The sequence below is a fragment of the Corynebacterium sp. 401_CJEI genome (genome assembly GCF_001076435.1).
Classification (GTDB): domain Bacteria; phylum Actinomycetota; class Actinomycetes; order Mycobacteriales; family Mycobacteriaceae; genus Corynebacterium; species Corynebacterium jeikeium_D.
The window spans coordinates 73,713-87,969 of the sequence record NZ_JVIP01000042.1 but is presented as its reverse complement, the minus strand read 5'-3'; the positions used below and the strand labels follow the sequence as shown (position 1 = coordinate 87,969).

At 59.3% G+C, this 14,257-nt stretch carries 15 protein-coding genes; 3 read left to right on the top strand and 12 right to left on the bottom strand.

Going from position 1 to position 14,257, the window contains the following annotated elements; all coding sequences use genetic code 11:
• The 4 genes from ADM64_RS09810 to rimP all read right to left on the bottom strand — a co-directional run.
• Positions 1–290, bottom strand: a 290-nt coding sequence (locus ADM64_RS09810; RefSeq protein ID WP_049189653.1) for a translation initiation factor IF-2 N-terminal domain-containing protein, incomplete at its 3' end; no start/stop codon positions are given.
• 129 nt (positions 291–419) lie between these two features.
• A complete protein-coding gene (locus ADM64_RS09805) occupies positions 420–812 on the bottom strand; it encodes a YlxR family protein (protein WP_016422585.1) in 393 nt (130 codons plus the stop codon).
• A 171-nt stretch (positions 813–983) separates the two neighbouring features.
• Complete coding sequence (gene nusA / locus ADM64_RS09800) at positions 984–1,970, bottom strand: transcription termination factor NusA (RefSeq protein WP_016422584.1); 987 nt, start codon at positions 1,968–1,970, stop codon at positions 984–986.
• A complete protein-coding gene (gene rimP, locus ADM64_RS09795; RefSeq protein ID WP_049194033.1) occupies positions 1,967–2,539 on the bottom strand; it encodes a ribosome maturation factor RimP in 573 nt (190 codons plus the stop codon). The genes nusA and rimP overlap by 4 nt, the downstream gene beginning before the upstream one ends.
• 101 nt (positions 2,540–2,640) lie before the next feature.
• Between rimP and ADM64_RS09790 the strand changes: the two genes are divergently transcribed.
• Positions 2,641–3,606, top strand: a complete 966-nt coding sequence (locus ADM64_RS09790) for a DUF4439 domain-containing protein (RefSeq protein WP_049189652.1) — start codon at positions 2,641–2,643, stop codon at positions 3,604–3,606.
• On the opposite strand, the gene ADM64_RS09785 is transcribed toward ADM64_RS09790, so the two are convergent.
• Entirely contained in the window at positions 3,603–5,375 is a 1,773-nt protein-coding gene (locus tag ADM64_RS09785; protein ID WP_016422581.1) for a proline--tRNA ligase, read from the bottom strand. The two genes, ADM64_RS09790 and ADM64_RS09785, sit on opposite strands and share 4 nt — an antisense overlap.
• Positions 5,376–5,435: 60 nt before the next feature.
• Between ADM64_RS09785 and ADM64_RS09780 the strand changes: the two genes are divergently transcribed.
• Positions 5,436–6,173, top strand: a complete 738-nt coding sequence (locus ADM64_RS09780) for a YaaA family protein (RefSeq protein WP_042389272.1) — start codon at positions 5,436–5,438, stop codon at positions 6,171–6,173.
• Here ADM64_RS09780 and ADM64_RS09775 read toward each other — a convergent pair.
• From ADM64_RS09775 to mqo, 7 genes are all read right to left on the bottom strand, one after another.
• A complete protein-coding gene (locus ADM64_RS09775; RefSeq protein ID WP_016422579.1) occupies positions 6,170–6,451 on the bottom strand; it encodes a hypothetical protein in 282 nt (93 codons plus the stop codon). The genes ADM64_RS09780 and ADM64_RS09775 overlap by 4 nt on opposite strands.
• Complete coding sequence (gene cobA, locus ADM64_RS09770) at positions 6,444–7,535, bottom strand: uroporphyrinogen-III C-methyltransferase (protein WP_049170808.1); 1,092 nt, start codon at positions 7,533–7,535, stop codon at positions 6,444–6,446. The genes ADM64_RS09775 and cobA overlap by 8 nt, the downstream gene beginning before the upstream one ends.
• Before the next feature lie 10 nt (positions 7,536–7,545).
• Positions 7,546–8,922, bottom strand: coding sequence for a cobyrinate a,c-diamide synthase (locus ADM64_RS09765; protein WP_049170806.1), 1,377 nt, complete (start codon positions 8,920–8,922; stop codon positions 7,546–7,548).
• Positions 8,916–9,536 carry a cob(I)yrinic acid a,c-diamide adenosyltransferase gene (cobO, locus tag ADM64_RS09760; protein ID WP_042389270.1) on the bottom strand — a complete coding sequence of 207 codons (621 nt, stop codon included), beginning with the start codon at positions 9,534–9,536 and terminating at the stop codon, positions 8,916–8,918. Before cobO ends, ADM64_RS09765 begins: the two co-directional genes overlap by 7 nt.
• Positions 9,517–10,194 carry a vWA domain-containing protein gene (locus tag ADM64_RS09755; protein ID WP_241486360.1) on the bottom strand — a complete coding sequence of 226 codons (678 nt, stop codon included), beginning with the start codon at positions 10,192–10,194 and terminating at the stop codon, positions 9,517–9,519. Before ADM64_RS09755 ends, cobO begins: the two co-directional genes overlap by 20 nt.
• 106 nt (positions 10,195–10,300) lie before the next feature.
• Entirely contained in the window at positions 10,301–11,452 is a 1,152-nt protein-coding gene (locus ADM64_RS09750; RefSeq protein ID WP_049194032.1) for an ATP-binding protein, read from the bottom strand.
• Positions 11,453–11,545: 93 nt separating this feature from the next.
• Positions 11,546–13,042 (bottom strand): malate dehydrogenase (quinone), encoded by a 1,497-nt coding sequence (mqo, locus tag ADM64_RS09745; RefSeq protein WP_049170803.1) that lies wholly within the window; start codon positions 13,040–13,042, stop codon positions 11,546–11,548.
• 163 nt (positions 13,043–13,205) lie between these two features.
• Between mqo and ADM64_RS09740 the strand changes: the two genes are divergently transcribed.
• A complete protein-coding gene (locus tag ADM64_RS09740; RefSeq protein ID WP_049170801.1) occupies positions 13,206–14,246 on the top strand; it encodes an alpha/beta hydrolase in 1,041 nt (346 codons plus the stop codon).
• Positions 14,247–14,257 lie beyond the last annotated feature (11 nt).

The following is a 14,257-nucleotide window of genomic DNA, read 5'->3' as shown; positions in this document are numbered from 1 at the left end:
GCACCCGGCTTTGCCGCCGCTGGTGCAGCAGGCTTAGCGCCTGGTTTTGCAGCTGGCTTGGCACCCGACTTAGCAGCAGCCTTGGTAGTTGGGGCCTGGGCAGACGCGTCAGCACCTGCGCCAGCATTCTTCTCTTCGTAGACCTTCTTCATCTTCCTGACGACGGGTGGTTCCACCGTCGAAGAAGCGGTCTTAACAAACTCGCCCTGAGCCTTCAGCTCGGCGAGTAGTTCTTTGCTGGTGACCCCGAGCTGCTTAGCGAGCTCATGGACACGTAGCTTTCCGGACACTGCTCTCCTCACTAGTGGGGGCCGAGCAGCGCCCGATGGCGGATTTGTCCGCGCACCGAGAGCGCCTGCAGGGCTCCCTCTTATCTATTGCCGTTCATCGCTGATGCTTCATCGTGTGCTCATCAGTGTTCAGGTCTTTCTGTTGTCATTTTTCCTGCCTCCCTGCTTAGCGACACGCACATCGTCAGCGGGGGCGAAACCCTCCGCCGCTTCGTAGTGCGTGGCGATAAACTGTTTAACCGGAAACGCATCTACCTGCGTAGATACCTTCAGTGCGCGGCCAAATGCACGGCGCTTGTCGGCGATCTCCCAAGCCTTTAGTGTTGGGGTGATCCAGGCACCTCGCCCCTGCATCCGACGATGCGGATCAGCAACGACGGCTACTGAGCCATCTGAACGGGTGGTGGCGACAATGCGTAGCAGCTCCGAGCAATTGTGGCGCTGCTTAGTTGCAATACAGGTACGTGTGGGTGCAGGCGTATGAGTTGTCGAATTCGGGTTTAGCACCCGCGAAGTCGTCATACTCCTGACGCACCCACCTTCCTGCTAAGAAATTCAGCGCGAAAATTCGCATAGGAAAATCACGCCTTGTCGTTTGGCCACCTCCCAGCATAACCCGAAAAGGCGGAAAAGTGCCAACCCCCTAGGCACTTTCCCGCCACTTTCGCAACCGCTGGGACGCTGACGTTGTGTCTACTCCGCGTCGGAGTGGATATCGATTCGCCAGCCGGTCAGACGAGCCGCCAGACGGGCATTCTGTCCCTCCTTGCCGATAGCAAGAGAGAGCTGGTAGTCGGGCACCACAACGTGTGCACGGCGCTCGTCCATGTCCAGAATCTTGACACTAACTACCTTGGCGGGCGCCAGCGAGTTACCAACGAACTTCGCCGGATCCTCGTCGTAGTCGATGATGTCAATCTTCTCGCCCTTGAGCTCATTCATAATCGAGTTCACACGCTGACCGCGGGGCCCAATGCAGGCGCCCTTAGCGTTGAGGCCCTTGACCGTGGGGCGTACAGCAACCTTGGTGCGGTGACCGGCCTCGCGCGCAATGGAAATCAATTCCACTGCCCCATCGGCAACTTCCGGAACTTCAAGTTCGAAGAGCTTACGAATGAGCTCCGGATGCGTGCGTGACAGGTGAATCGCAACACCGCGCGGTGTCTTGTTCACACCGACGACGTAGCACTTGATGCGGTCACCGTGCTTGAGTTCCTCACCTGGCAGCTGCTCAGCCGGCATCAGAATACCGTCTCGGCCGTTGGCCTCCGAACCGATGTGGACGACGACAATGCCCTTTTCATTGGCATAGACATCGCGCTGGACCACGCCGGAAATGACCTGATTAGACAGGTCTGCGTATTCGTCGAGAACCTTATCGCTCTCCGCATCCCGCAGACGCGAAAGGATGGTCTGACGAACAGCGAATGCAGCGGTACGCTCGAAGTCCTCCGGAGTGTCGTCCCATTCGGAGATGAGATTGCCCTCGTCGTCTCGCTCCTGGGCAAAGACTATGACGTCACCGGTCTCACGGTCGATTTCGACGCGCGCATACTGTGCCGGTGCGGTGGTGTTACGGTAGCTTTCACGCAATGCTCGGGCGACCAGTCCCAGCATTTCGTCGACAGGAATACCCTTTTCCTTTTCCAAGGTTCGCAGGGCAGCTAGTTCAATCTTCACTTGTTATCCTCCAGCCTGGTCAAGGCATTGTCATAGTCTAGTCCCGCAAAATCCTTCTCGGCTGCGGGCGGATTAGAGAATTCAACTTGTACCACTGCACGGGCCACATTGGTTAATTGGACACGCTGGCCAACAGCCTTCAAACGTCCCTTTGGCCCCTTAGAGGTAACGAGAATGATGGATTCTTCATCCGGCGACAGCGCACCAATGCGGGCTGCAATCGCGGAACCGTCGGCAAGCGAAATCTCCGCAATACGACCACGGTTACGACGCCAGTGCCGAGGCTGGGTCAGCGGTGCGTCAATACCAGGAGTGGAAACTTCCAAGGTGTAGCCCTGAGCGCCGAAGTCCGCTTCACCACGTGCCTCCGCGGCATCCAGAGCCGAAGATACTTCATACGTGGCCTGTTCCAGAACATCGAGGTCAGGACGCTCATCTGCGTCAACTAACACAATGACCTGTGACTTTGCGCCGGCGCGAACGACCTTGACATCTTCCACATCCAGGCCGATTTGTGCGAGCGCCGGGCTCACAAACTGTTCAATTTTCTCGGGTGCGGGTATCGCCATAGTCGTAGAGTCTACAGGTCAAGTACTAGGAATTGCGCACCTGGGCGCTTTCCACATACCGCATTGACACAAAGTGCCGCCCGCCGTGGCACCATAGTGAGGTGATTGTTGAACCTCCCTCCCCCAGTTTTGCTTCCGCATCGCATCGCACTCGTACTCTCTCGCGCCGTGGCTTCCTCGCTGCTGCCCTCGCCGTGGGATCACTTCCTGCGCTTTCCGCGTGCTCGCATCTGGTGGCACCGCGCCCCGATTACGCCATTGAGGTTCTCCATGCGCTGGCGGCGCGCGATGCACAGTCGCTTAGCGACGCCAATCCTGACCTCGCAGCGGTGCGCTCCGCGCAGGTTACCGAACTGGATAAGGAAATCACACGCGCCTGCGGCACCCACAAGGACGGTAAACCTGTCGATGAATGTGGCTCGGACGTAGCAGTCCCAGGATCCCTGGTTACCGGTTCCGACGCGAAGCTACTGCTCACGGACTCGCGAAACAATCCCGTACTGACGAATGCCCTGGATTCACGCACTGCATTGCGGGAGGAGCACACTGCGCGCCTCGCCACGGCTGTCGATGGCGGTATCGTCCTCGCTCTGCGTGTTGCGGGCGCTGAGTGGGAGGAGCTTGTCCCATTGATTCCCAGTGACAGGGATGAAATCTCGGGTGCCGAAGAACAGATGACTAAGGCACTGCAAGCCGAATACATGATGATTTACGGTGTCGGCGTAGCCGCACCACGTGTCGGAGGCGATACCACTACTGCACTTTTGGCCCGTGGCGAGCGCCACCGAATTTTGCGCGATCGTGCCCGACTAATTTTGGAGGATTCCGACGTTGAGGTGCCGGAGAGCGCACCTGGCTATATGCCGGAAGGCGCTCCTTCGCCAGATACGGCACCCGTCGATTACATGATTGCATTGGAGCGCTATTGTGCCCAGGCGTGGGAAGACGTATTGCTCGCTGCTAATAACCCTCGGATGCGTATGTTCGCGCTGCAGGCAGCTGGCGTGGCTGCCGCCGGAGCGGCAGCGCTAGGTGGCAACAACTTGGAGCCGTTGCCCGGGCTCTAAGCCTTGCGAACCAGCTCCGCGACGTGAGCTGCAATGCCGTCAGCGGCGACCTCGTCGGTCTCGTTGGTCAGGCGGTTACGCAGCTCCACCTTGCCGTCCGCGTAGCCACGGCCAAAGATGACCACAAACGGCATACCCAGCAGCTCGGCGTCCTTGAACTTCACACCGGGGCTGACCTTCGGACGGTCGTCGAAAAGCACCTCAATGCCCTGCTGGCTGAGGTCTTCCGCCAGCTGTTCAGCGGCCTCAGCTGCTTCGGCGTTCTTGCCGGCCACAGCGATGTGAACCTTGTACGGTGCCGCGGCAACTGGCCACTTGAGGCCCTTTTCATCCAACTGCTGTTCCGCGAGGACAGCGACCAGGCGGGACACGCCAATGCCGTAGGACCCCATCGTCGGACGAGCACGCTTACCGTTGACATCGAGGATGTCGATTTCAAAGGCGTTGGTGTACTTGCGGCCCAACTGGAAAATGTGACCGATCTCGATTCCGCGCTCGATCTTTAGCGTGCCATGCCCCTCCGGAGCCGGGTCGCCGTCACGCACCTCTGCGACATCGCAAATACCATCAATCTGGAAGTCGCGACCAGCGACCACATCGACGATGTGCTTGCCTTCCTCGTTGGCTCCTGTAATCCAATTTGTGCCCTCCGCCACGCGGGGGTCAGCTAGGACCTTCACACCGCGATCGGCGAGCCCCTGCGGGCCGACGTAGCCCTTGATCAGGAAGTCATTGGCTGCGAAGTCCTTGTCCTCCAGCAAGCGCGCCTCACCCGGTTCAAATGCGACTTCAAGACGCTTTTCATCGACCTCACGGTCACCGGGAACCAGGATTGCGGTGAGCTGTTCCGGCAGGGCGTTGCCCTCCTTATCGACCTTCTTCGGGTCGACGGCGACGAGAACGCACTTCAAAGTATCGGCAGCAGTGACCTCGCGTCCGAGGTCCGCACCATTGGCCCAATCAACAAGTGCTGCGATTGTGGTGCAGTTCGGAGACTCGTAAACCTTCGCCTCCGGTTGTCCCTCAATCGGCTGCGGTTCAACTGCCGGAATCTTCACGGCTTCCACATTGGCGGCGTACTCACCGTCGGTGGAGACTACGAAGGAGTCTTCGCCACTTTCGCTAACAGCCAGGAACTCCTCGGAGGCCGAACCGCCCATAGCGCCGGAGGTGGCGTGGCAGATTTCGTACTTAATGCCCAGCCGGTCAAAAATTCGCTGGTAGGCACCGCGGTGCTGCTGATAAGAATTCTCCAGCCCCTCGTCGTCCATGTCGAAGGAATAAGAGTCCTTCATCACGAACTCGCGGCCACGCAGAATACCAGCGCGCGGGCGAGCCTCGTCGCGGTACTTGGTCTGAATCTGAAACAGCGTCGTCGGGAAATCCTTGTAGGAGCTGAAAAGATCCTTGACAGCCAGCGCGAACATCTCTTCGTGCGTCGGCCCCAGCAGGTAGTCCGCGCCCTTGCGATCCTTCAGACGGAACAGCTCGGGGCCGTATTCGGTCCACCGATTCGTCGCCTCGTACGGTTCACGCGGGAGCAGTGCAGGGAATGCCAGCTCCTGTGCGCCAATGCCTTCCATCTCCTCGCGCACAACCTTCTCTACGTTGCGCAGAACCTTCAAGCCCAGTGGCAGCCAGGAGTACACACCAGGGGCAGTTCGCCGGATGTAGCCGGCACGGACGAGCAGCTTGTGGCTAGGGACCTCGGCGTCAGCTGGATCCTCGCGCAGTGTGCGCAGGAACAGCTGGGACATTCGCGTAATCATGAATGCTGATTTTACCCGTCGATCATTCTTCGCAACATGCGGGGCATTACTATGGTGCCCATGCTCGTAGTCCTACCCCCCTCTGAAACCAAAGCCACTGGTGGCAGCCATCCCGCAGTAGACTTTTCCTCGCTGAGCTTCGGCTCCCTCAACCCCATCCGCGAGCGCATTGCAGCCGATCTCGTGGCGCTAAGTGCGAACAGGGAAGCCGCGATGGAAACACTGAAGCTGGGGCCACGGCTTGCTGACGAAGTCACAGCTAATGCCGCGCTCCTAGAGTCGCCGACCATGCCGGCTCTCGAGCGTTATACCGGGGTGCTCTACGACGCACTCTCCCCCAGCGATTTGCCGGAAACCGGCCGTGCTCGACTCGCCATCGGGTCAGCGCTCTTCGGTGTCATTGGCGGGGACGACCTCATCCCCCACTACCGTCTCTCTGGTACGGTCAAGCTCCCCTTCGCGGATCAGCCTGCCGACGCGGCTCCCACAATGAAGCGCCGTTGGGGTACCGCCATCACCGAGGCTCTCAATGATGTCGACTTCCTCATCGACCTTCGTTCCGGCACCTACGCCAATTTGGGCAAAGTCAAGAGCGCGACAACGATGACCGTGCTCACCGCCGAGGGCAAAATCGTCAGCCACTTCAACAAGCACTACAAGGGCCTATTTGCCCGCGCCATCGCCCTTTCCGACACGACACCGACCTCCCCCACAGAGGCCGTCGACATCGCACGCGCCGCAGGATACGACGTCTCGCTTGACGACGACACCCTCATCTTCCGCGTCCCGGAAAACTAAATGTCGTCGTTGTAGCGCTTTCGGCCTGCCACAATGGCGGCAATCAGAGCGATAATAGCGATGAAAATGCTGTCGTATCGCGATCCTTCTCCGCCGAGGAGAAGGAGTCGGAAGATGATCATGGTTCCGAGGTAGAACACCAGGAAGGTCGCAGCGCCCATCCAGATGGCGCTACGCAGCTGATCGTCGGCAAGCAGTCGGGTAACAAGCCCTGCCTTTTGCTGCTCTGGCTCACGCTTCCTCGACTTGTTGTTGCTCAACTTGTTGTTCTTACTCATCGCCCTCATCCAGACCGGCGACTTCACCGATGACGATAACCGCGGGCGGCTTGATTGCCTCTTCGACCATTTTCTCGCCAAGCTCGCCGAGTGTGCAGCGTAGCGACCTCTGATTCGGCAGCGTGCCGTCCTGGATGACCGCAGCCGGAGTCTTCGGGCTGCGGCCGGCCTTCATCAGAGCCTCGGCAATCTTTGGCCCGTTCTTAACTCCCATAATGATGGCAATAGTGCCGTGCATCCGGCCCAGCGCATCCCAATTGACCAGCGATTTCCTGTGCCCCGGTGGGACGTGACCGGACACAACAGTGAATTCATGGTTGACGCCACGCATAGTAACTGGGATGCCAATCGTCCCCGGTACCGCCAGTGCTGAAGTAATACCCGGCACAACGCGAACCGGTACCCCAGCCTTCTGCAGCTCCTGAAGCTCTTCAAAACCGCGGCCGAAGATGTACGGATCGCCACCCTTGAGCCGGACCACAAAGTAGCCCTCACGGGCACGATGAACTAGCAGTTCATTGATGCGCTCCTGAGCCATGGCGCGGCCGTAAGGAAGCTTGCCGGCATCAATAATCTCGACATCCGGCTCCAAGTCACCGAGCAGCGACAGTGGACCGAGGTGGTCTGCAACGACAACGTCGGCAAGCCGGAGCAAGCGACGCCCCTCAACGGTAATCAGACCGGGGTCGCCCGGGCCACCGCCTACGAGTGCGACCTGACCAGCGAGGTCCCCAGCGCGCGACGCGCGACGGCCGGTCAGCGCCACAGGAGTAAGCGGGCTGGAAGCCCCGGTTTCATCGTCGACGAGAATACCTCGGCGGTGTCCCTCTAGAGTCACCTCACGCAACAACGCCTCGTCACAGCAGACCATGAGAGCCTTGCCCCAGCTCATCGCCTCGGTAAAACCGGTGCGGGTCAAAGTAATACGGCCGTCTGCAGCCCAGGCCTCAATCGCAGTTGTTACTTCCCCACCTTCACACACAGTGACATCAGCGCCAGAGTCCAACAGCCGAGGAATCACGCGCTCTGCAGCCGTGGAACCGCCAATCACCAACACACCGTAGTCTTTGAGAAGCAAACTCATAGCTAACACTTTACCCGGCGCACGAAGCGACAAAGCGACTGACGTTCCCCGGCGCACCCGCCGGATGAACATGCAGGTAACCGGCATGAATCCGCCCAGACTCGGAAACGAAGCCGTCGCGAACTGTTTCGCCTTGATATCCACGCCAACCCCAGGCTGGTTGCCACCCGGCCGCAGCAGCGACACTTGCGGTGTCATCGGTTAGGGCTGTCTTGTGGAACTCGTGACCGCGCACGCGCGTTCCTACCGGGCACAGCACAGAATCAGTCAGCGCCACAGCCTCCCGGTACCCCAGCTTCAACCGTGCCATGTGCGCTCGCCCCGGGATGATGCCACACATACGGCGCCCACCGAGATCTTCAAGCAGCCAGAGCAGCCCCGCGCATTCGCCGTGGATCAGCGCACCATCGTCGGCAGCCTGACGTAGATCGCGGCGAATGTCATCACGAATAGATAGCGCGTCGGCATGCTCTTCTGGGAATCCACCGGGCACGATGTAGCCTTCGGCTTCCGGCAGTTCGTCAACCAATGGGTCGAAATCCACGACCTCGGCTCCAGCGGCCTGCAATAGCTCACGGTGCTCTGCATAGGTAAACGAGAACGCAGGACCCGCCGCGACCGCTACACGCACGCGGCGCTGAGTAGCCAGCGGTACAACGAACTGTGCGGGGTTCCATGGTTCAGCTGGATAGGGCTGCCGGGCAAGCTGGATAATCCGGTCTATGTCGATGTAGGTCTCCACCAAGTTGGCCATCGATTCAATGACCGCTTCTAGCTGCTCACCCTGCTCGACTGCAGTGACCAGCCCCAAATGCCTGCTGGGCACCTCAATATCAGTCACTCGCGGAATAGCGCCGAGCACCTCGACCCCCATGGTCTCCACAGAACGGGTAATGATGTCCGCATGCCGCGGGCTGCCCACCTGATTAATAATCACGCCACTGACACGGACGTCAGTGCGAAGCGTGGAGAAACCGTGGACAACAGCCGCCGCCGACTGCGACATATGCCGGGCATCAATCACCAACACCACCGGAAGTCCCAACAGTGAGGCAATCTCAGCCGTCGAGCCCTCCACCGATAGCGGGTCGTCACCAATGCGGCCGTCGAAAAGCCCCATAACCCCTTCGACCACCGCAATATCGCTGTCGGCAGCTCCATGTGCGTAGAGCGGCCCAATCATCTCAGGCGCGCACATAAAGGAATCCAGATTGCGGCCGGGACGACCAGCGGCTACCCCGTGATAGCCAGGATCAATATAGTCGGGTCCGACTTTGAAAGGTGCCACCGCGTGACGGCGCGACAGTGCACGCATCAGGCCCGTGGAGATTGTCGTCTTTCCCGTGCCTGATGCTGTCGCCGCGATGACAATTCCAGGCGCTACCACTCGATGCCCTTTTGTCCCTTACGTCCGACATCCATCGGGTGCTTAATCTTGGTCATCTCCGTCACCAGATCCGCGACCTCCACGAGCTTCGGATCCGCATCGCGGCCAGTCATCACCACATGCTGGCGGCCGGGACGGTTCCTCAATGTCTCCACCACATCGTCGACATCAATCCAACCCCACTTGATTGGGTAGGTGAACTCGTCGAGCACGTAGAAGTCGTGCACCTCATTTTCCAGGCGGCGTTTAATCTCCTGCCATCCCTCGGCAGCAGCTGCCGCATGGTCCTCCTCAGTGCCCTGCTTACGCGACCAAGACCAACCTTCGCCCATCTTGTGCCATTCGACCGGGCCGCCTTCCCCCGTGTCGTCGTGAAGCTCGCCCAACCGGCGCATGACAGCTTCCTCGCCAACCTTCCACTTTGCCGACTTTACAAACTGGAAGACACCGATATTCATCCCCTGATTCCACGCGCGCATCGCCATACCGAATGCCGCGGTGGACTTGCCCTTACCTGGGCCCGTATGCACCGCAGTAATCGGAATCATGCGACGCTGCCTGGTGGTCAGTCCATCGTTGGGAATTGATTTGGGGTCAAGCTTTCCTTGTGCCATGGTCTCGATGATAGGCATGGACCACGCCCGCCACGGCTTCGGCATTGAGTTCGGAGAGATTTATGCAGGTCGCACCCAATTCCACGCTGAGTTCCTGTGCCAGCCCCAGCCGCACGCGAGAGCGCTCACAGTCGATAACCACCGTCGCCGCCAACGCTTGACGACGGATCTTTGCGGCCACAGCCCTCGCCTGCTGCAGGCCATTTTTACCCGTTGCTCGGCCGTCGGAGAGCAAGACCATGATTGCGCGCCGTGTGGGCTCCCTATGGGCTTCCCGAACTACCACTTCGTGTGCCTTCAGCAATCCTTCGGCCAATGGAGTTCGGCCACCAGTGCGGACATCTGCGAGGCGACGTACTGCGGTGTCGATAGACTTCGTCGGCGGTAAAACTAATTCGGCGTTATTTCCGCGGAAAGTAATGACAGCGACTTTATCGCGGCTTTGGTAGGCATCACGCAGCAGCGCAGTGACCGCGCCGGTGACGGCTGCCAGACGGTCGCGTGCTGCCATGGAACCCGAGGTGTCCACGACAAAGACGACCAGATTGGACTCAGTTCCCTGTCGAATAGCGCCGTGAACGTCCTCCGGTTCCAGGGGAATCATGGAGTCGCCCATGCGGGCGCCACGATTGGCCGCCGCCAGCACTGTCGCCGGCACGTGGAGACCATGGCCTCCCCGCTCGGCACCAATGGTGCTGCCCCGCGGGCCAATGGCCTTGGAACGCCGACCGGAATCCCCTTGGCCGACACCGTCAACGCTGATTTTACGAACGGCGAAAGGGGGCGCCTTCAGCGGCGCGACCTCCCTTCGATCCCGAGGAATTCGACTGTTGTGGCTCCTGAGGTTCGGAGTTGGAGTCGAACTGGGAGACCTGCTCAGCATCGGGCTCTGGATCCGACTCCGGACTCGACTCTGGCTGATTCTGGTCATCTCGGAACTGCTCCTCTGCATCCTGCAGAGCATCGTCGAGCTGTTCCTGGTCCAGTCCTGGTTCATCAAAGGGGTCACGGCGACGACGGTGCGGCAGTGCCATTTCCGCAGCTACCTTAATGTCTTCCGCAGTGATCTCAATTGGATTGCCGGGTGCCGGCTGCGCCGACTCGTCCCCGGCTACTCGCCAGGCAGCGTGAGCGCGGGCGGTACGTGCAATGACGATGTCGGCACGCATCCCGTCCACATCAAAAGCAGCGCACACTGTGGCAATTTGACCAAGAATGTTGGGGGTCAATTCGACGTCGTCAAGCAGTGCGCGCGCGCGATCGATGCGAGCGTGTAGCGCATCGTCGTCGGCGGCGAACCGCGCGACAAAGCTCTCCGGGTCGGCGTCAAAGTCGAGGCGGCGGGCGACGATTTCCGCGCGGACAGCCGGATCCTTGGATGCGGTGACGTCGATGGCGAGACCAAAGCGGTCGAGAAGCTGGGGACGCAATTCGCCCTCTTCCGGGTTCATCGTGCCGACCAACACGAACCTGGAGGTTGCGGAGTGCGAGATACCATCGCGTTCAACAACCACGCGACCGGTGGCTGCGGCATCGAGCACGGAGTCAACGAGATGATCCGGCAGCAGGTTAATCTCGTCGACATAGAGAATGCCACCGTCAGCCGCGCTGAGTAGTCCCGGATTGAACTGTGCGTGTCCGGTAGTCAGGACGGTCTCCACATCGATGGAGCCTACGACTCGATCTTCCGTAGCGCCGAGTGGCAGGTTTACCAACGATCCGCTGAGAAATGGCGCCAACGCGCGGACCGTAGTGGTCTTGGCTGTGCCCTTCTCACCGCGGATGACGACACCACCAATCTCCGGGGATAGCGCGGTCAGAATCAACGCAAGCTGTAGTCGCTGCTGCCCGACGATCGCAGTAAAAGGAAAAGTGGGCTCTGTTTGTGCAGTGGTCGCTGACGTGATTTTTTCCATAAGCACAGTTCTACCCCACTGCAAGCGGATGGCTCACAGCGGGGTAGAACAATGTTGGCTTAATTGAACTCTCTGAAGCTCTTCAGTGAGTTACTAGCGCTCCAGCTTCAGGGTCTTCTGGGAAGCCTCCCAGACCTCCTTGAACAGAGCCGGGTCATCAGCCAGGTGCGTACCGTAGGACGGGACGAGCTCCTTCAGCTTCGGGGCCCACTTGCCCATGTGACGGCCGAAGCAGCGCTCAATCAGGCTAATCATCACAGCCGGAGCGATGGAAGCGCCCGGGGATGCACCCATCAGGCCGGCAATGGTGCCGTCCCACGAGTTGATGACCGCGGTACCGAACTCGAGGGTACCGAAGACCGGAGCCTTCATCGGCTTAATGACCTGGACGCGCTGACCAGCGACGATCAGCTCCCAGTCCTCTGGGCGAGCGTTCGGGACGTACTCACGCAGGGACTCAATACGTGCGTCGAAGTCCTTCAAAACCTCAGTAATCAGGTACTTGGTCAGCCCCATCTCCTGGACACCAACACCCATCATGGACGGCAGGTTGGCCGGACGCAGGGACTTAATCAGGTCCAGGTTGTTACCGTTCTTGAGGAACTTCATGTTCCAACCGGCGTACGGGCCAAAGAGCAGGCCGCGCTTGCCGTCGATAACACGGGTGTCCAGGTGCGGAACGGACATCGGCGGCGTGCCGACGGAAGCCTTACCGTAGACCTTGGCGTCATGCTTAGCAATGACTTCCTCGTTGGTGCAGCGCAGCCACTGGCCGGAGACCGGGAAGCCACCGAAACCGCGAATCTCGTTAATACGAGCCTTCTGCAGCAGCGGCAGTGCGTCACCGCCGGCACCGACGAATACGAAGTTGGCAACCAGGGTGCGAACGTCCTTGGTGTGCAGGTTCTTCACGGTGACGATCCACTTGGAACCGTCGCGCTTCAGACCGGTGACCTCGTGTCCGTAGCGAATCTCAGTACCCATATCGGACAGTGCGGCCAGGTACTGCTTGGTCAGTGCACCGAAGTTAACGTCCGTACCATTCGGGTTACGAATAGCGGAGACCGGCTTGGAGAAGTCACGACCCTCGGACATCAGCGGAAGGTACTCAGCGAAACGGTCCGGATCCTCAATGAGCTCCTGACCGTGGAACAGTGGCTCCTTCTCAAGTGCCTCATAGCGACGACGCATGAACGCCATCTGCTCCGGACCCTGAGCGAAGGTGGTGTGATCAACTGGGTTGATGAATTCCTTCGGGTCAGTCAGGGTGCCGTTTTCAATCAGTGAGGTCCACAGCTGGCGGGAAACCTGGAACTGCTCATTAATGAGCTTAGCCTTGGTGACATCGACCTTGCCGTTCTTCTCCGGCGTGTAGTTCAGCTCGCACAGAGCAGAGTGGCCGGTACCAGCGTTGTTCCACGGGGAGGAAGACTCCTTGGCGGGCTGATCGAGACGCTCGAACAGAACCTGTGACCAGGATGGCTCGAGCTCCTTGAGCAGCACACCCAGCGTCGCACTCATTACACCTGCACCGATGAGGACGACGTCTACCTCGTCGCCACTGGAAGCAGGAAGCTTGTTATCAGCCATTTTGCTGTCAACATCCTTACTAACTTGATTAGTGATTCAAACTAGCGCTCGCTCACATGCGCGCACACAACTAAAGACGCAAAAGAGAGCTACCGTCTCAGTCCATAATCTATTGTGGCACACATTCCCACTACCCCCGGTAATCGGCGCTAGGCTTGACCCTGTGACTACCGATATTCCCGATTTCGTTACCCCCACCTTTAACCCCGATAACCTAGGCGAAGACTACAGCCAACATGTCATCGAACTCGGCCAGGATCCCGACGGTGAGGGATCCGTACACGCGGTATTGGTCCGCTACTGCCCCGACTCGTCGGCAAGCGACTTCCAAAAACGTCCGGCGGTTCTATGGATTCACGGGATGTCGGACTATTTCTTCCAGAAGCACGTGGCGGAGCGGTACCACGCCGAAGGCTACGCCTTTTACGCTATTGACCTGCGTAAGTGCGGGCGCGCACACCAACCGGGGCAGACTTGGCATGGCTGCAGCGATCTAACGAATTACTTCGAGGATCTCAACAGGGCACTCGCAGTGTTAGACCACGCCGGTCATACAACTGTCACTGTTAATGCGCACTCCACTGGTGGTCTCATTGCCGTGCTCTGGCTCGATTGGTTACGAAGCACAGGCGGCCATTGCCCGCAAGCACCCAATATTTCCGTCACAGCTGCCGTCTTGAACTCACCGTGGCTGACTCTGCACGTTTCCCGGGCAAAGGCTCCCGTGTACTCGCTGGTGACTCGCGTTATGTCGCGGATTCGCCCTAACAGTCTCATTCCGGTGCAGTCTGCGGGCGGCTATGGCAAATCCATTAGCGCCGACCACCAGGGACGCTGGGAGTACAACCGCACTTTCAAGCCGCTGGCTGGCCATGACAAGAACTGGCGTTGGCTCAATGCCATCATCGTCGGCCAGCAACGTGTCAGCCGCGGTATCGATACCGGCGTGCCGACGCTCGTTCTCCACTCGGACAACTACCTTCTCGGTTCCGACTACACACCGGAACTCAGCCGCGTTGACTCTGTCCTCAACACTGAGCAAATTGCCGATGCCACTGCCCACTTGGGACCGCAGGCTCGCAACGTCGCGATTCCGGGTGCTCTCCACGACGTGTATCTCTCCGCACCCGAAGCACTAGACCGCGCTTTTAATGAGACATTCCAGTTCCTTGCCACAGTCAATCCAGGAGACAGCTCAAAATAGGAGCACAGAAT